The sequence below is a fragment of the Pseudarthrobacter sp. 10T415 genome, from assembly GCF_056394175.1.
This window is the reverse complement of record NZ_JBFTHJ010000013.1, coordinates 1-16306: the sequence shown is the minus strand read 5'-3', so window position 1 is coordinate 16306 and position 16306 is coordinate 1. Positions and strand designations below refer to the sequence as shown.

Genomic DNA, 16306 nt, shown 5'->3' with positions numbered 1-16306 from the left:
CTTGCTGAAACGGTGGAAGTCCTCATCCCTGAGGACGCAGCTGGTGGCCATGATCATGGCCCTGCTCATTGTCGCCCTGACGGTGACCGGGGCAGGGACCCTGGCGCTGCTGCACAGCTACCTCCAGGGCCAGGTGGATGACAAGCTCAACGCCGCAGTCGACCTGGCCCAGCAGCAGCAGTCGTTTTCACAGCTGCAGGGCTCCAGCCCGGAGGTCCCCACGGACTATTCGCTGCTGCTCTATGGCGCCGACCAGCAGCCCCTCCGGCTCGGCGGCGACGCCGACAACCACCCGGACATCAAATCCATCACCACTGAACAGGCCCAGGCCCGGGGCCGCGTCCCGTTCCAGGTGGGCGGTACCGATGGCCAGAACTGGCGGGTTGTTGCCGTCACGGTGCTTTCGAACAACCGCCCGGCGGTGGTGGTCATCGGACTTCCGTTGGAAGGCGTTGATGACGTCCTCAAGCATGCCACCCTGGTGGTCACGGGCGTCGGCCTGCTGACGCTCCTGCTCGCCTCACTGATTGCCAGCTGGACCGTCTCGCGCTCCTTCCGGCCGTTGGCAAGGGTGGAAAAGACCGCCGCCGCCATCGCCGCCGGAGACCTGTCCCGCCGCGTGGACGTCGAGAACCCGGCCACCGAGCTGGGCCGGCTCAGCAGCTCACTGAACGCGATGCTGGCGCATATCGAGACGGCCTTCGCCGCCCGCACTGCGTCCGAGGCACGGATGAGGCGTTTCGCTGCCGATGCGTCGCACGAACTGCGGACCCCGCTGGTGACCATCCGCGGCTTCTCCGAGCTGTACCGCCACGGAGCCCTGACCACGGACGAGGACGTTACCACCGCCATGGGGCGGATCGAAAGCGAAGCCAAGCGCATGGGATCCATGGTGGAGGACCTCCTCCTCCTGGCCCGTCTGGACGAGCAGCGGCCGTTGCAGCAAAAGCCCGTGGACCTGCAGCTCCTCGCACATGACGCGGTGGTGGACACCCAGGCCAGCGACCGGTCCCGCGTGATCTCGCTCGCCGGGCTCGACGACGGACCGGCCAAGCCGGCACCGGCACTCGGCGATGAGGCCAAAATCCGGCAGGTGCTGGGAAACCTTGTGGGCAACGCCCTGCGCTACACCCCCGAAGGCAGCCCCATTGAACTGGCTGTCGGCGTGCGGACGGTGGACGGGCAGGCGCGCTCCGTGGTTGAGGTGCGGGACCACGGCCCGGGCATCTCCGAGGAAGACGCATCCAAGGTCTTCGAGCGTTTCTACCGCGCAGATACCTCGCGTACACGGGACACGGGCGGCAGCGGCCTGGGCCTGGCTATCGTTGCCGCGATTGTTGGTTCACATGGCGGGTCTGTCCGCGTACAGGAGACAGAGGGCGGGGGCGCCACCATGGTGGTCAGCCTGCCGTACCGGGACGAGGCCGCGGCGGACAGCGAGGACGAGGTCAGCGACGACAAGGTTATCCACATATAGCTCCGTGGCCGTGGCCCACCGTCCTGGCCGTCCCTAGGCTCGTTTCAGCGGCCCGGACCAGCCGGGCCAGGGCAACCTGCGTTGCCCCGCCGCGAGCGAAAGGCACAGCCATGAGCATCATCTCCGTCGATACCGAACTGCTGCAACTGAAGTCGGCCAGCGTCCAGGCCACCGTGGACAGGATCAGCACCGACGTCCAGACCATGAAGCGCGGCCTCGATGAGCTCCAGGGGTCCTGGCGGGGCTCCGCGGCCACAAACTTCCAGGCCTTGATCACCGAGTGGACCATCACGCAGGGCAGGGTGGAGGCATCGCTGGCCTCCATCAATGCGGCGCTGGCCTCCGCGGCCGCCACCTACGCCCAGGCGGAACAGGGAAACACGCAGCGCTTCAGTTAGGCCGTTTATGCCTCCGGCGTGCCCTGGTGGAACCGCAGCCGCCAGCGGCCGCCGTCGAGGACCCACAGTGAGCTTCTCAGGGTGGCGCCGGAGCGGGCGAAGCTTCGGTAGGTCAGCAGGACAGCGCTGGTGCCGATGCGGTCGGTCCCGAGGATCTCGATGTCGGTCCGCTCCCCCGGGTCCTCCTCCAGGGCCATCATCATGGCATCCCGGGTCCAGACCCGGCCTGAGCTGCCGATCTCCATGAAGTCGGGGTGCAGCAGTACGGCCGTGCGGCCCATGTCGCCGCGGACAAGGGGGCCCAGGAGTTCACGCTCGAGTTCCTCCACCTGCGCTTCAGCCGATGGCTCCGCCGCGGCTGGTTCGGTGTCGAAGGCTTCGCTGCCCAGCTCACTGAAGAGGTCCGGTTCGCTGAAAAGCTTCGGGTCGCCGAACAGTCCCGGGTCTGTGAACAGGTCCGGCTCGGCCTTGGCGGCAGGCCGTGCGGCAGCTGGGGACGCTGCCGAGCGCTGCGGTGCTGAATGCTGCGATGCTGCACGCTCCGATGTGGCAGGTTGCGCCGCCGAGCGCTGCGATGCTGCGCGCTGATCGGACGTCTGCTCTGCGGCAACCCGTGCGGTGGCAGTCTGCGTGCCGGCCTGCGCTGTCGCGCCGCCTCCGGCTTCGTGCCGGTGGCCCGGGAATCCCGGCCCGGATCGGGCAGCAACCCCCTGCTGGTAAGCCGTTGCTGCCGCCCTGGCCCGCTCGTCGGCTGCCTCGTTGAGGTCGTGGCCGGCATGTCCTTTTACCCACTCGAAGGTGTATTTGCGCCCTGCAAGCTCACGGTCGAGTTCCTTGAGGAGCTCAACGTTGAGGACCGGCTTGCCGTCTGCCTTGCGCCAGCCCTTCCGCTTCCAGCCGGGCATCCACTTGGTGATCGAGTTGATGACGTACTGGCTGTCGCACAGGATGTGGAGATCCTCCTGCCGGACGTGCGCGGTTGCGCGCAGCAGGTCCAGCACTGCCATCAACTCGCCCTGGTTGTTGGTTCCGTGGGGCCACCCGCCCGCCCGCCAGCACTCATCATTCACGTACCAGGCCCATCCGGCAGGGCCGGGGTTTCCCAAGGCCGAACCGTCAGCCGCTGCAGTAATCGTCACCGGTCCATCCTGCCAGACCGGCCCGACAATGCCTGAACGCCTCCGGGAACAGGCGGGACCGTGTGGAAAGCGGAAAGCCCAACAGGATGACGGAAACAATTTGGGAAAACGTTTACCCAAAACTATTGACTGCCCGTGACCAACAAGGACACAATCACTGTATCGAATGAGAAAACGCTTTCTCACTCTGGCGGAACGGCACGGATGCCGGCGCAACGCCCGGGGAAAGCGCAAAGATTTCAGGAAGGCACATCGATGACGATTCCAACCGTAAGCCGCCGGAGGTTCCAGCTGGGAGCTGCAGCTTTGGCAATTACGCTGCTGGCAACAGGCTGCGGCGCCTCGGGCAGTTCAGGCAGCGGCGACCAGGTCACACTGCGGTTTGCCTGGTGGGGCAACGAATACCTCAACGCCCAGACGGAGAAGGTCATTGACGCCTTCGAAGCCAGCCACCCCAACATCAAGATCGAGTCAGAGCCCGGCGAATGGGGCGGCTATTGGGACAAGCTGGCCACCAAGACCGCTGCCAATGATGCCCCGGACGTTATCCAGATGGACCAGAAGTACATCGCGGAGTACGGCGGGCGGGGCGCACTCCTTGACCTGTCGAAGCAGGAGGGAGTCCATACGTCCAAGCTGGACAAGGAGGCCCTCGCCTCCGGACAGTACGATGGCGCCCAGTACGGCCTCAGCACCGGGCAGAACGCCTACGTCATCATGGCGAACACCAAGGTCTTCGAGGCTGCCAACGTCCCGGTCCCGGACGATACAAAGTGGACCTGGGACGAGTTCCTGGACATTGCAGCCAAGATCAGCGCCTCCGGCGACGGTAAGACGTACGGCGCGGCCTATGGCAGCAATGAGGCGGACCTCATCATCTGGCTGCGCCAGCACGGCCAGAACCTGTACTCGCAGGACGGGAAGCTGGACTTCGACACCGCGACCGCAGCATCGTTCTGGGAGCGCCTGAAGGAGCAGCGGGATTCAAAGGCCAGCCCTCCGGCCACGGTAGCAACGGAAGACTCCGGTGCGGGCCTTGAAGAAAGCCTCTTCGGCACCAACCGCGTGGGCATGGCCTGGTGGTGGACCAACCAGCTCGGCTCGCTCGAGTCCACCACGGCCAGCCCCATCAAGATGCTGCGTGCGCCCAGCCAGGACGGCGCGTCAGCCAAGAACGGCATGTACTACAAGCCCACCATGTTCTGGTCCGCTTCGTCCCGCTCCAAGCATCCCAAGGAAGCGGCCGCCTTCATCGACTACCTCACCAACAGCCCGGAAGCGGGGGCCATCCTGATGACGGACCGCGGTGTGCCCACCAACGCTGCGATCGTGGAAAGCATCACGCCCAGCCTGAAGCCGGCCGACACCACCGTGGTGTCCTTCCTCAAGGACATCGCTCCGGACATCAAGGAAGCACCCCCTGTTCCGCCGGTGGGTGCGGGCAGCGTGCAGAACGTGATCAAGCGCTACACCGACGAAGTGCTGTATGACCGGCTGACTCCGCAGGCGGCCGCCGACGCCTTCAAGAAGGAAGTCGAAGGAATGCTCGCCAGCGCGAAGAAGTAATTCCGGCAGCACAGGAAACGGAAAATGCGGCCCCCTCCGAAGAGGGGGCCGCATTCGTGTTTCAGCGGGACAGGTCCCGGCGGAGAGGCTTAGAAGCCGCCCATGCCGCCCATCTCGTCGCCGCCGCCAACGGGGGCAGCGTTCTTCTCGGGCTTGTCGGCAACAACAGCCTCGGTGGTGAGGAACAGGCCGGCAATGGATGCCGCGTTCTGCAGGGCAGAGCGGGTCACCTTGACGGGGTCGTTGACGCCGGCTGCCAGCAGGTCGACGTACTCGCCGGTTGCTGCGTTCAGGCCGTGGCCTGCGGGCAGGCCGCGGACCTTGTCAACCACAACGCCGGGCTCGAGGCCGGCGTTGAAGGCGATCTGCTTCAGCGGGGCGTCGATGGCAACGCGGACGATGTTGGCGCCGGTTGCTTCGTCGCCGGAGAGCTGCAGGTTGGCGAATGCCTTGGCACCGGCCTGGATGAGGGCCACGCCGCCACCGGCGACGATACCCTCTTCAACGGCAGCCTTGGCGTTGCGCACTGCGTCTTCGATGCGGTGCTTGCGCTCCTTGAGCTCAACCTCCGTGGCGGCACCGGCCTTGATGACTGCAACGCCGCCGGCCAGCTTGGCCAGGCGCTCCTGCAGCTTCTCGCGGTCGTAGTCGGAGTCGGAGTTCTCGATCTCGGCGCGGATCTGGGAAACGCGGCCGGCGATCTGGTCGGCGTCGCCTGCACCCTCGACGATGGTGGTCTCGTCCTTGGTGACGACAACCTTGCGTGCCTTGCCCAGGAGTTCCAGGCCGGCAGTCTCCAGCTTCAGGCCGACTTCCTCGGAGATGACCTGGCCGCCGGTGAGGACGGCGATGTCTGCGAGCTGGGCCTTGCGGCGGTCGCCGAAGCCGGGAGCCTTGACGGCTACGGACTTGAAGGTGCCGCGGATCTTGTTGACGATCAGCGTGGCCAGGGCCTCGCCCTCGATGTCCTCAGCGATGATCAGCAGCGGCTTGTTGGACTGCATGACCTTTTCCAGGACAGCAACCAGTTCCTTGACGTTGGAGATCTTGGAGTTGACGATCAGGATGTACGGATCCTCGAGGACCGTTTCCTGGCGCTCGGCGTCGGTGACGAAGTAAGCGGAGATGTAACCCTTGTCGAAGCGCATGCCTTCGGTGAGTTCCAGCTCCAGGCCGAAGGTGTTGGATTCCTCGACGGTGATGACGCCTTCCTTGCCGACCTTGTCCAGGGCTTCGGCAATGAGGGCACCAATTTCATCGTCACCGGCAGAGATGGAGGCCGTGGCGGCGATCTCTTCCTTGGTTTCGATTTCCTTGGCGGAGTTCAGCAGTTCGGCGGTGACGGCGTCAACGGCCTTTTCGATGCCGCGCTTGAGTGACAGCGGGTCGGCGCCGGCTGCAACGTTGCGCAGGCCTTCCTTGACGAGGGCCTGGGCCAGCACGGTAGCCGTGGTGGTGCCGTCGCCTGCGACGTCGTCAGTCTTCTTGGCAACTTCCTTGACCAGCTCGGCGCCGATCTTCTCGTAGGGATCGTCCAGCTCGATCTCCTTGGCGATGGAGACACCATCGTTGGTGATCGTGGGGGCGCCCCACTTCTTTTCGAGGACGACGTTGCGTCCACGCGGGCCGAGGGTGACCTTAACGGCGTCGGCGAGGATGTTCAGGCCCCGCTCAAGGCCGCGGCGTGCCTCTTCATCAAATGCAATGATCTTGGCCATAACGGCAATAGTCCTTTCGGGACAGTCGTTAAGAATGAACCTCAGCTGCAGTGCCCGCGACGGACGGTTCCTGAACGGCGGCCTCTGTATGCCTCCGCGTGGGAACCTCACTCCAGTAAGGTGTTTCTTCGCTCCTCGGCCGGTGCCGGGCGCCGCCGGCTGAACCGGGCGTTGCCTTTAGCAGTCGGTGCGTCAGAGTGCTAACTCAATAATTAGCACTCCCCCGGTGAGAGTGCAAGCGAAAGAGACCCCCAGGTACGCGTTTGGGGCCCGTATTCGCCGAGGGCGATCAGCTGCCGTTGCGGCCGGCGGTTTCGTGTCCGGTGGCCGTCGGAATGTTGTCGCTGCCATAGGTGAACACCGTGAAGGTGGCGGAGGTGATGTCCCCGTTGGTGTCGAACGCGATGGGACCTGACTCGCCGTCGTAATTGATGCCGCCCCCTGAGGCGAGGCCGGGCAGGCAGTCCTTGTACGTGGTGCAGGCCGCCTCTGCCGTGGCTTGGGATTCCGCGGCGGTCCCGCCGGAGACGGCCACGAGGTTGGCAGCAATGGAGGGGCCGGCGTCATCCTGCGCACGCGCCGCCGCCAGGGCGGCAAGAGTCACCGCATCGAATGTTTCCGCGGCATACGTGACATCCTTCAGTCCCTCGTCCACACCCAGTAGGCGGGCCTGGAAGGCGGCGCTGGGAAGCTGACCGGACACAACGGCCCTGGCGCCGTCCAGCGCCTTGGTACCCAGTTTCGATCCGTAGCGCGCGAATGCTCCATCGCTCAGCAGCAGGCTGGCCCCGGAGACCCCCGCGTTATTGAGCTCAGCCAGTGCCCCTTGCGACCCTTCGCGGGCAACCACGACGACGGCATCCGGCTTCGCGGCCCCGGCTTTCCGGGCGGCGTCCCCGGCCTCGCCGGCAGCGAACCCGGCGTTGTCCAGGACCTGCAGCCCGGCCCCTGAGGCGGCGTCGGCGACTGCGGCAGCAACTTCCTTGCCGTAGGTACCCTCCTGGTGGAGGATGGCGATGGTTTTGGCGCCCCCGTCCTTGGCGAGCTTGGCCAGGACGGGTCCCTGCGCAACGTCCGCGGCCGTGGTCCGGAAGTAGTAGCCGCCCGATTCGGCGCTGCTGAGGCCTGCGGCGGTGTTGGCGGGCGATATCAACGGTGTCCGCGCCCGGGACAGGACATCGATGGCCTCGGTGGCGTGGCTTGAATCGGTGGGGCCGATCACCACGTCCGCCTTGTCGGAGACCAGCGCGTGCGCCTGCGCGGCAGTGTCCCCGCCGGCCTGGACGGGAAGGAGTTCCACGGGCCTGCCCTTGTGGCCGCCCGCGGCATTGATTTCCCGTACGGCGAGCTGGGCCGCAGCGAGCTGGGAGGTATTGAGGAAGCTGCTGTCCCCGGCGTTGTCCAGGATCAGCCCTACACGGAGGACACCGTCCCCGGATGCTTCAACGGTGTCCACGCGGGCATTGCCCGTGACTCCGGAGCAGGCGCTGAAGGCTAGGACGGCAGCAAGTGATGCGGCAAGCACCGGTCGACGGCGGGCCGCCGGGAGGGAAGGCTGCATCACTCGGCGGGCCGGACGCTTTCGGCCTGCGGGCCTTTTTCGCCCTCCCCGACTTCAAGTTCCACCCGCTGGCCCTCATCGAGCGCCCGGTAGCCTTCGCCCTGGATGGCCGACCAGTGCACGAAGATATCGTCCCCGGAGCCGTCCACGGTGATGAAGCCGTAGCCCTTTTCGGCGTTGAACCATTTGACGGTTCCCAGTGCCATGATGACCCACTCTTTCCGTTGAGACCGGAGGACCCCTGCTGCGGTGCCGCGGCGTTGACGTGCGTTGCAGGGACCGGGCAGAGGCCTGGATTTCACTCTAGCCAAAGGCTGCCCAGTCCTGCAGGCGGGCCGGCAGGAGCGGCGGTAAACGTTATTCAGGCGTGACCGCCGGCACTTTGTCCGGGATTAGCGGTAGCCCGGACCCAGGACGACCACCAAGGGCACCTGGAAATCGGTGCTTGCCACTACGGTGGGCACGCCCAACAGGTTGGCCAGCTCGCGCGCATTGGCTGCCTGGTCCGCTCCGGAGTAGTACACCGTGGAGCCCTGCTGCGGGGCGCCGGCCCAGTTGCCCACCTGCCCCAGCGTCCAGCCTGCCGCCTTCACCGTTCCGCCCACCCGGCTGGCGAGTCCGGATGTTCCGGCGGCGTTGTAAACGGCTACCGGCTGGGTCTTGTCCAGTTCCGGCCCGGCAGACTCTGTGGCGCTGGGCCCGGGTTCCGGCTCAGTGGTGCTTTCGGCGCTGGGATCCGTGGAGGGCTGGGCCGTTGCCGACGGTTCGGACGCCTTGTCCGCAGCGGCGGAAGGCGTGGCGCCTGTGTCAGCCAGCGGCGCCTCGGACACGACAGCCGAGGCCTGGCTTTCGGTACCGCCAAGGCCCAGCTTGGGAAGGATCAGGAAGGACACCAGGCCGATGGCCAGGGCAGCAATGCCAACTGCAAGGATGGGCCACAGCCGCACGCGGGACGGTGCGGTGGCCGTCCGGTGGACACCTTGTCGCGACGCCGTCTCCGGGACCTTGTCGAATTCATCGCGGGCGTATTTGGTCATGGTGGGATGGATCCTTGCTGGTGGCTGCTGAAAAGGCGGGGCGTCCTAGGCGTCGGATCCCAGGCGCCGCGCGGTGCGTGCACGGTGGCGCGACGTACGTAGTCTACGCAATCGCTTAACCAGCATGGGATCGTGGGCCAGCGCATCTTCCCTGTCGATCAGGGCATTCAACACCTGGTAGTAGTGCGTTGCGGAGAGGTCAAAAAGTTCCCTGACGGCCTGTTCCTTGGCTCCGGCGTACTTCCACCACTGCCGCTCCAGGGCAAGGATCTGCTGCTCACGCTCGGTCAGCGGAGAATCCTTGAGGGTGAAGTCCGCCAACAGTGAGTTGGCCTGGCCGTCTCCCCCGCCGCCCTCCGGCAGGTAACCGGTCAGATGTTCCCGGGCCGGTTCAGCCACGGCGCACTCCTTCGCTGGTTACGGAAAATGTCTCACCCCCATGCTACGGACGAATAACAGCCTTGTCATTTGGCATCCCGCTCCGGCAGCCTGCACCGTTCCGCGCTTCCGGCGCCCTGCAAGAATGGGACGGTGGCTGAATCAGATGCGTTGTTCGAACTGGAACCTGAGCCCCTTCCCGGCGGCGGCTTCGCTGACCTTGCGCGGCAGCCGCTGGAGCATCTTGTTGCCCCGGACTGGGCGGCCGCCCTTGCCGGCGTGGAAGCCGAACTCCGGCAGGTGCTCGCGTTCCTGGGCACCGAGGAAGCCGCCGGGCACCACGTCCTCCCGGCGCCGTCGAACGTCCTGCGTGCGTTCCGGCAACCGCTGGCGGACGTCAAGGTCCTGGTCGTCGGGCAGGACCCCTACCCCACGCCGGGACACGCGGTCGGCCTCTCCTTCGCCGTGGACGGGAAAGTGCGGCCCATCCCCCGCAGCCTGGCCAACATTTACCGGGAACTGGAATCCGATCTTGGCCTGCCGCCGCGGATCCATGGCGACCTCTCCACCTGGGCCGGCCAGGGCGTGCTGCTCCTGAACCGGGTCATGAGTGTCCGCGCCGGGGCGGCCGGGTCGCACCGGGGCAAGGGCTGGGAGAGGATTACGACGGCGGCCGTCACCGCCCTCGCGGCCCGCACGTCTGCAGACGGGTCGCCCCTGCCGCTGGTTGCGGTGCTGTGGGGCAAAGACGCCGAATCGGTGCGCCCGCTGCTGGGAGGCCGGCCGGCGGTGTCCAGCGCGCATCCCAGCCCCCTGTCCGCGTCCAGGGGCTTCTTCGGTTCCCGGCCCTTCAGCGGGGTGAACCGGCTGCTGCAGGAGCAGGGGGCAGAGGCCGTAACCTGGGAACTCCCGCCTTTGCCCTAGCTTAGGCTTGCCTTATGAGCACTGTTCCCGCCGCTGCCGGCGCCCCGAAAAAGAGCCGCCCCCAGGTCACCCTCACGGTGCTCAGGAGGGAGTCACTGTCCCCGCATATGGTGCGGATTGTGGCCGGTGGTGACGGCTTCGCCGATTTCGTGAACAACAGCTTTGCTGACCGGTACATCAAGATCATCTTCCCGCAGCCCGGAGTGGAGTATCCCGCCTCCTTTGACCTGGCCACCATCCGCGAAACCATGCCGCGGGAGCAGTGGCCCACCACCCGCACCTACACCATCCGCCGGGTTGATCCTGGGGCGCGCGAGCTTTCCATCGACTTCGTGGTCCACGGGGATGAGGGGCTGGCCGGGCCGTGGGCGGCTGCTGCGGAACCCGGCGACACCCTGACGTTCACCGGCCCCGGGGGCGCATACAACCCCAACCCGGACGCCGACTGGTACCTGTTCGCCGGTGACGAAGCTGCATTGCCAGCCATCGCAGCGAGCCTGGAAGCCCTGCCTGCGGACGCCACGGGGCTGGCGTTCCTTGAAGTGGATACCGAGGCCGACATCCAGCCCGTTTCCGCCCCGGCCGGAGTACGGGTCCAGTGGCTGGCCCGCAACGGGGAACCGGCCGGCGCCAGCCGCTTGCTCGTGGACGCCGTGGCCGGCGCGGAATGGCCTTCCGGGACCGTGGACGTCTTTGCCCATGGAGAGCGCGGCTACATGAAGGCGCTGCGGGATGTCTTCTTCGCCCAGCGCGGACTTGAGCGCAGCCAGGTCTCGCTGTCCGGCTACTGGGCCCAGGGCCGGGTCGAGGATGTCTTCCAGGCGGAAAAGAAGCTCCCTGTGGGAAAGATCTAGCGGCACATCCGGCGCGAACCGGGAAACAAAAGCGCGCCCCGGGCAGGAGCCCGTGGCGCGCTTTTCTGGTCTGTCCGGAGCCTAACGGCGCCGGGCGCGCCGGCGTTCGTTGCTGGCCAGGCTGCGGGTGAACGGGCGGGCCAGGGTGTCGCCCAGGACGATGCCGCCCGCAGTGCCCAGGACGATGGCCCCGGCGCTGAGCATCCCGCCGGCACCGAGCAGGATCTCCGAGTCCTCTATGGTGAGCACGTACATGGACCGGAAGATCGTCAGGCCCGGCAGCAGGATCAGCGCTGCGGGGACTGCCACCACCAGCTGCGGGGCTCCCATGCGCAGCGCCAGCACCCGGGCCAGCAGGCCGATCACCACGGCCGCCAGGGCGGGCGCGAACCGGTCACCGATGCCCAGCAGGCCGCCGCCCAGCAGCACCAGGTAGCCGATGACTCCCACGGCCGCGGTGGGCAGCAGCAGCTGCCAGCTGGTCTGCTCGGTGATGCCGATGGCCATGACGGCCACCGCCACGAAGATGATGAGGACCCACAGGTCGTAGGCGGGCGGGAACGTTTCGGTGACGTCGATCCGCTGCGCCCCGGTCAGCTCGCCCACCACGAAGGCGACGGCGATGCCCGCCACGATGGCGCCGAACGTCAGGAGCGTTGAAAGGAACCGTCCGGCCGCCGTGACGGGGAAGCCGTTGATGGCATCCTGCACCGAGGACACCAGGCGGCCTGTGGGCAGCAGCAGGAGGATTCCGCCCACCACCACGATGGCCGGTGACTTGGTGAGGCCGAACTGCCAGAGCAGCAGCGCCAGCTGGGTGACCACGAAGGAACAGCTCGCCGTGATGAAGAAGTCAGGGACGCGCCAGCGTCCCAGCTGGCGGGCCAGGAGGCTGATGCCGATGTTGGCTGCGAAGGCGATGGCGGAGGAAACCGGGCCGCCGCCAAGCACGCCGACGAACACGGCCGCGAAGACACCGAAGGCCGAGGTAACCATCCAGCGCGGAAACGGCTTGGGGCTGGTGATGATTTCGTTGAGCCGCCTGATGGCCTCGTCGCGGCCCACTCCCCCGGCCACGATGTCGGTGACCAGCTGGTGCACCCTGGCCAGGCCGGCGTAGTTGTTGGTCCAGGACCGGACCACGCGCAGCAGTGCGATGGGCGGCTGGTCCTTGGGGGCGTAGTTGATGCCGACGGACTGGTTGGTGATGTCCACCTCGACGTACTTCAGACCCAGCGCGGCCGTGACGGCGATAATGCTGGTCTCCACTTCGAGGGCGCCGGCGCCGTAGCGAAACATGGTTTCAGCGAGGTGGAGGACAAAGTCCAGGGTCTTGCGGGCGGACGCATCCACGCCGCTGACCTGGATGGTGGGGTTGGCGTACGGGCTGCCGGTCAGCCTGTCCACGATGCTCATCGGCGCGGTGGGAGGGTTCTCGCCCTGGACGAGCCGGCGCAGCATCTTCTTCGCCGCAGCGTTCTGGCGGACCTGGGCGGCCGTCAGCGGTTCGGTTTTGGGCAGGGCTTCGGTGCGGGGCAGCGCCCGGGCCGGCCCCGTGGGCGGGCGGTCCTTGGCGCCGGTTGGTTGAGCTTTGGGATGATCGCGCCGGTCGGCCATGATCTCCTCCTCCCTGGTGCGCTGGTGTGGTGCGCTGGTGCGGATATGTGGGTCAGGCGCGCTTAATCGGAAGCTTGCCCAGCAGGGTGCGGGCAGCGCCGGCGGCGGACCTGGCCAGCCTGTTGGCGTGGAAGGCGGCGGGACGGACCGGCATCACAAAGTCGCCCACGAGTTGGACCACTTCACCGCCGAAGCCCTTCTTGAATTCGTAGCCGCCGTGGCCTTCCTGGTCCTGCCCGGAGATGCCGAAGGTTCCGTAGAAGTTGTACCTCGGGTACCCCTTCTCAAGGGCGTGCAGCATCATGCCCCAGTACAGCGAGGTGGCGCCGTTGAAGTAGATGTAGTCCTGCACGGTGCCGCCGATGACACACACCACTTCGTCGGCGTAGCAGACGAAGTGGATGGCGGCCACGGTGGCCACACCCACCGAGTCCGGGAAGCGTTCGATGTCCTTGAGGCTGCGCTCGTAGCTGTCCACCAAATCCTGGACCACTTTGAGCCGGTTGGCCTTCTTCTTGCTGCCCGTCTCCTCGACCTCGCGCCGAAGTTCGGCGGCCGTGGCCGATTCGGCGTCGAGGCGTTCGGTGATGGACTTGCGGTAGGCCGGGATGTCGATCTTGGCCATCATGAGCTTGGTGAACTCCGGCGAGGTGGTGCGGAGCAGGTTCTCGTAGTACTCCCGTTCCCGGTAGACGAAGCCCTTCTCGTCCCCGGCCCGGCTCAGCGCGCCGTAAAAGTCGTCCAGTGTTTCCAGCGTGGCCTGCTCCAGGAACACCCCGTTCTTTTCGGCCTTGCGGATGGCTTTTCGGGTGCGGTAGCTGGTGCCCATGATCAGCTCTTCCGGGTCCGCGATGCCCTGGAGGTTCTTGACGAACATCCAGTTGACGTTCACGAAGTTCATCTCCAGGCCCTGGTGCCGGAATCCGAGGCCGCCGAGCCGCGCCACCAGCGGCCGGTTGTCCGTGGTTTCCGGGTGCTCGGCCCCGTCCTCGTCGCGGGCAATGTACTTCAGGTTCGGTGAGATCCGCAGTTCGGCAGCTTTGCGCTCGGCCGCGCGCCTGCGGAGAAGTACGACGACGTCACGCACCAGGGCAGGGTCCGTGTAGTCCATCAGGGGTCCCTTGGCGCATTCGCACACGGTGTACCCGAGCCGGGTGGTGGTGAAGTTCAGTTTCCCCGCGGCCACGAGTTCTCCGTTGCGGCGGATACCGAACAGTTCCACCTGCTGTCCGCGGGCGCGCTGGAAGCGGCTGAAATCGGCCGACTGCAGGAAGCTGTTTTGCGGATGCTTGACGGCGAAGGCCTCAAACTCGTCGTCGCTGAGGACCGTGTATTCGGGAGCGGTGGTGGTGGAAACCTGGTTCAAGGGATTACCTTCTCTGGAACTTGTCGCGGGCCTGCCTGGCAGGTGCTGGGGCGGGAGCGTCGTCTTCCGTGCCGTGGGGTTACCGGGCAGCGGACCGGCGGGTCGTGGTCAGTAGAACTGCTGGCCGGTGCGCGCCGTTTCAATGCGGCGGAACACCCGCTCACCGCCCTTGACCCACAACCGGTGCCGGAGGGGTGAAAGTACGTAGTCGTGGCACCCCACAAAGTCCGTGACGGTCTTGGTGAAGCTCGTCTTGAACATCCCCATGCCGTACAGGTTGTGGCTCTTGTCTTTGATCCGGGATGCGGGGGGCGTGCCGCAGAAGTCGTATTCGGTGCAGCCAAGTTCCTGCATCCTCCGGATGGCGGACCACTGGACCAGGTGGGAGTCGCCGTACTGTTTACGGTTTTGCGTGGAGCCGCCGTCCTTGTAGGTTGCCTTGGCACCGTAGTTGATGACGAACGCGCCGACACTGGGCTTTCCGTCTTCGTAGGTGAAGAAGAAGTTGCCCTGGCCGCGGTTGCAGAATTCGTCCCAGAACTGCGCGTAGTACTCGTAAGTGCGCAAGGGCATGGATCCCTTGGCCTTTACGGTGTCGGCCATGAGGTCGTAGAGGGCACGGTAGGTTTCCGGCCCTGGCTCCTGGCGCACTACCTCGCAGCCTTCCCGTTCGGCGCGCCGGACGGCGTTGCGGGCGCGGGAGGAGATGGCCTTGAGGACTTCCTCGTCAGTGCCGGAGATGTCCAGCAGCGCCGTGGAGTCGTTGGACTGGATGTTGGGGGCCTTGGCCAGGCCGGCCGCGGCCAGCGTGGCGCGGGCGGCATCGGAATCCACGATGTCCGGCTCGATCTTGATGGTGAACACGTTGAGCTTCCGCTCCCGCACCAGGGCGGCGCAGGACTCCAACGCCGCTTTGAGGTGGCCGGCGTCGGCGAGGTCCGGGCCCTTGATGAGATACCAGAGCCGTCCCAGCAGCGGGACGGCCTTCTCCAGGACCAGGTTGTAGCTGGCGGTCTCGACGCCTTCCAGCACCAGGAAGCGGACCTTCCAGCCGCTGCCGTTCTTCACGGACGCGTAGGCCGCCGACTGCAGCATGTTGCCGCCGTTGGGGTTGGCCGTGACGTGCTTGTCCCAGTTTTCAATTTCCTCGGCTGTGGCAAAACGTGCGGTGAATTCTGGCAAGGGGGCCGTGTCCAATCGGGGTTGATGCTCGGTGCTGTTCTCGGTGCTGCTGTTGCCGTTCCTGCGCGGACATGCAGCCTCAAGTCTAAAGCCTTGGGCGGCACGGGCCGTGCCCCGGGGACCCGCCCGGGGGTCTGCCAGGCGGCCGTCCGGCAGGCCCGGGACGCCTCCGCGCGCCTGCCTTGACTCGCGCACGGCCATTCGCAAGGGTGATGAGATGGAGCCAAACACGGGACAGTCCACCTTGCCGTCGGAGCGAAAGTTCCGTCCGTACCGGCCGGCGGTCCAGGTGGGCGCACTGGCGGGTTTCCTGGTGGCATCCTTCCTGGTGGCGGGCCTTGGCGGACTCGCTTCCACCAGCAACGTCGACGGCTGGTATGCCACTGCCGAGAAGGCCCCTTGGACGCCGCCGAACTTTGTCTTCGGCCCCGTGTGGACCCTGTTGTACACGGCCATGGCCATGGCCGCCTGGCTGGTGTGGCGCAAACGCACCGGGCGCACGCGTCCGGCCATGATTGCCTACGCCGTCCAACTGGTCCTGAACCTCGCCTGGACCCCGATGTTTTTCGGGCTCTACCCCACGCTGGGAACGCCGGCGCTGTGGCTGGCCCTGGTGATCATCCTGGCGCTGATCGTCGCCGTCGTCGTCACCATCCTGTATTTCGGCCCCATCAGCCGAACTGCCGGGTTGTTGCTGCTGCCCTACGTGGCGTGGCTGGTCTACGCCTCAACACTGAACGTGTGGGCCGCCATCAACAACTAACGTCCGCCGCAGGCCCGGGCCATGACGGACCGGGCTGGTTGTCAGCATTCGACGACGTTGACGGCGAGGCCGCCCATGGCGGTTTCCTTGTATTTGGAGGACATGTCCTTGCCGGTTTCGCGCATGGTGATGATGACTTCGTCGAGGGAGACGCGGTGGGTGCCGTCGCCCCAGAGGGCCATCTTCGCCGCGTTGATGGCCTTCGCCGCGGCGATCGCGTTCCGCTCGATGCACGGGACCTGCACCAGCCCGCCGATCGGATCACACGTCAGGCCCAGGTTGTGTTCCATCGCGATTTCCGCGGCGTTCTCCACCTGCGCCGGGGT

General features: G+C 66.3%; 16 protein-coding genes. 6 read left to right on the top strand and 10 right to left on the bottom strand.

Annotated elements, in window-relative coordinates; all coding sequences use genetic code 11:
- Window position 1: 1 nt before the first annotated feature.
- Window positions 2-1477 carry a sensor histidine kinase gene (locus AC1DBN_RS15665; protein WP_477723601.1) on the top strand — a complete coding sequence of 492 codons (1476 nt, stop codon included), beginning with the start codon at window positions 2-4 and terminating at the stop codon, window positions 1475-1477.
- A gap of 110 nt (window positions 1478-1587) precedes the next feature.
- Entirely contained in the window at window positions 1588-1875 is a 288-nt protein-coding gene (locus AC1DBN_RS15660; RefSeq protein WP_091718423.1) for a WXG100 family type VII secretion target, read from the top strand.
- Between the two features lie 5 nt (window positions 1876-1880).
- Here AC1DBN_RS15660 and AC1DBN_RS15655 read toward each other — a convergent pair whose 3' ends face one another.
- Complete coding sequence (locus AC1DBN_RS15655) at window positions 1881-3014, bottom strand: RNase H family protein (RefSeq protein WP_477723600.1); 1134 nt, start codon at window positions 3012-3014, stop codon at window positions 1881-1883.
- Window positions 3015-3269: 255 nt separating this feature from the next.
- Between AC1DBN_RS15655 and AC1DBN_RS15650 the strand changes: the two genes are divergently transcribed.
- Window positions 3270-4580, top strand: a complete 1311-nt coding sequence (locus AC1DBN_RS15650) for an ABC transporter substrate-binding protein (RefSeq protein ID WP_477723599.1) — start codon at window positions 3270-3272, stop codon at window positions 4578-4580.
- 89 nt (window positions 4581-4669) lie between these two features.
- Here the strand turns inward: AC1DBN_RS15650 and groL are convergent, their stop codons facing one another.
- The 5 genes from groL to AC1DBN_RS15625 all read right to left on the bottom strand — a co-directional run bounded on the left by groL (window position 4670) and on the right by AC1DBN_RS15625 (window position 9295).
- Window positions 4670-6298 (bottom strand): chaperonin GroEL, encoded by a 1629-nt coding sequence (gene groL, locus AC1DBN_RS15645; RefSeq protein ID WP_091718417.1) that lies wholly within the window; start codon window positions 6296-6298, stop codon window positions 4670-4672.
- Between the two features lie 289 nt (window positions 6299-6587).
- Window positions 6588-7754 (bottom strand): ABC transporter substrate-binding protein, encoded by a 1167-nt coding sequence (locus AC1DBN_RS15640; protein WP_477723598.1) that lies wholly within the window; start codon window positions 7752-7754, stop codon window positions 6588-6590.
- Window positions 7755-7858: 104 nt separating this feature from the next.
- Window positions 7859-8065, bottom strand: coding sequence for a cold-shock protein (locus tag AC1DBN_RS15635; protein WP_015936110.1), 207 nt, complete (start codon window positions 8063-8065; stop codon window positions 7859-7861).
- Window positions 8066-8251: 186 nt separating this feature from the next.
- A complete protein-coding gene (locus AC1DBN_RS15630) occupies window positions 8252-8896 on the bottom strand; it encodes a LytR C-terminal domain-containing protein (protein ID WP_091718413.1) in 645 nt (214 codons plus the stop codon).
- Between the two features lie 45 nt (window positions 8897-8941).
- Complete coding sequence (locus tag AC1DBN_RS15625) at window positions 8942-9295, bottom strand: DUF3263 domain-containing protein (RefSeq protein WP_477723597.1); 354 nt, start codon at window positions 9293-9295, stop codon at window positions 8942-8944.
- A 132-nt stretch (window positions 9296-9427) separates the two neighbouring features.
- Between AC1DBN_RS15625 and AC1DBN_RS15620 the strand changes: the two genes are divergently transcribed.
- Together AC1DBN_RS15620 and AC1DBN_RS15615 are read left to right on the top strand one after the other, a co-directional pair.
- Window positions 9428-10198, top strand: a complete 771-nt coding sequence (locus tag AC1DBN_RS15620; protein WP_477723596.1) for a uracil-DNA glycosylase — start codon at window positions 9428-9430, stop codon at window positions 10196-10198.
- A 14-nt stretch (window positions 10199-10212) separates the two neighbouring features.
- Entirely contained in the window at window positions 10213-11052 is an 840-nt protein-coding gene (locus tag AC1DBN_RS15615) for a siderophore-interacting protein (RefSeq protein ID WP_477723595.1), read from the top strand.
- A gap of 81 nt (window positions 11053-11133) precedes the next feature.
- Here AC1DBN_RS15615 and AC1DBN_RS15610 read toward each other — a convergent pair whose 3' ends face one another.
- From AC1DBN_RS15610 to AC1DBN_RS15600, 3 genes are all read right to left on the bottom strand, one after another.
- Window positions 11134-12669, bottom strand: coding sequence for a threonine/serine exporter family protein (locus AC1DBN_RS15610; protein ID WP_231994461.1), 1536 nt, complete (start codon window positions 12667-12669; stop codon window positions 11134-11136).
- A 52-nt stretch (window positions 12670-12721) separates the two neighbouring features.
- Window positions 12722-14035, bottom strand: a complete 1314-nt coding sequence (locus AC1DBN_RS15605) for a peptidoglycan bridge formation glycyltransferase FemA/FemB family protein (RefSeq protein ID WP_314216639.1) — start codon at window positions 14033-14035, stop codon at window positions 12722-12724.
- Between the two features lie 108 nt (window positions 14036-14143).
- Window positions 14144-15217, bottom strand: a complete 1074-nt coding sequence (locus AC1DBN_RS15600; RefSeq protein ID WP_314216638.1) for a lipid II:glycine glycyltransferase FemX — start codon at window positions 15215-15217, stop codon at window positions 14144-14146.
- Between the two features lie 217 nt (window positions 15218-15434).
- Between AC1DBN_RS15600 and AC1DBN_RS15595 the strand changes: the two genes are divergently transcribed.
- Window positions 15435-15980, top strand: coding sequence for a TspO/MBR family protein (locus AC1DBN_RS15595; protein WP_314216636.1), 546 nt, complete (start codon window positions 15435-15437; stop codon window positions 15978-15980).
- 41 nt (window positions 15981-16021) lie between these two features.
- Here AC1DBN_RS15595 and AC1DBN_RS15590 read toward each other — a convergent pair.
- On the bottom strand, window positions 16022-16306 hold a 285-nt coding region (locus tag AC1DBN_RS15590; RefSeq protein WP_477723594.1), incomplete at its 5' end, for an L-serine ammonia-lyase, iron-sulfur-dependent, subunit alpha.

What these genes read in the sequence shown, in the direction of transcription:
- AC1DBN_RS15660 (WP_091718423.1), top strand. Translation starts at nt 1,588, where the DNA reads ATGAGCATCATCTCCGTCGATACCGAACTGCTGCAACTGAAGTCGGCC.
- AC1DBN_RS15650 (WP_477723599.1), top strand. Translation starts at nt 3,270, where the DNA reads ATGACGATTCCAACCGTAAGCCGCCGGAGGTTCCAGCTGGGAGCTGCA.
- groL (WP_091718417.1), bottom strand. Translation starts at nt 6,298, where the DNA reads ATGGCCAAGATCATTGCATTTGATGAAGAGGCACGCCGCGGCCTTGAG.
- AC1DBN_RS15635 (WP_015936110.1), bottom strand. Translation starts at nt 8,065, where the DNA reads ATGGCACTGGGAACCGTCAAATGGTTCAACGCCGAAAAGGGCTACGGC.
- AC1DBN_RS15630 (WP_091718413.1), bottom strand. Translation starts at nt 8,896, where the DNA reads ATGACCAAATACGCCCGCGATGAATTCGACAAGGTCCCGGAGACGGCG.
- AC1DBN_RS15615 (WP_477723595.1), top strand. Translation starts at nt 10,213, where the DNA reads ATGAGCACTGTTCCCGCCGCTGCCGGCGCCCCGAAAAAGAGCCGCCCC.
- AC1DBN_RS15610 (WP_231994461.1), bottom strand. Translation starts at nt 12,669, where the DNA reads ATGGCCGACCGGCGCGATCATCCCAAAGCTCAACCAACCGGCGCCAAG.
- AC1DBN_RS15595 (WP_314216636.1), top strand. Translation starts at nt 15,435, where the DNA reads ATGGAGCCAAACACGGGACAGTCCACCTTGCCGTCGGAGCGAAAGTTC.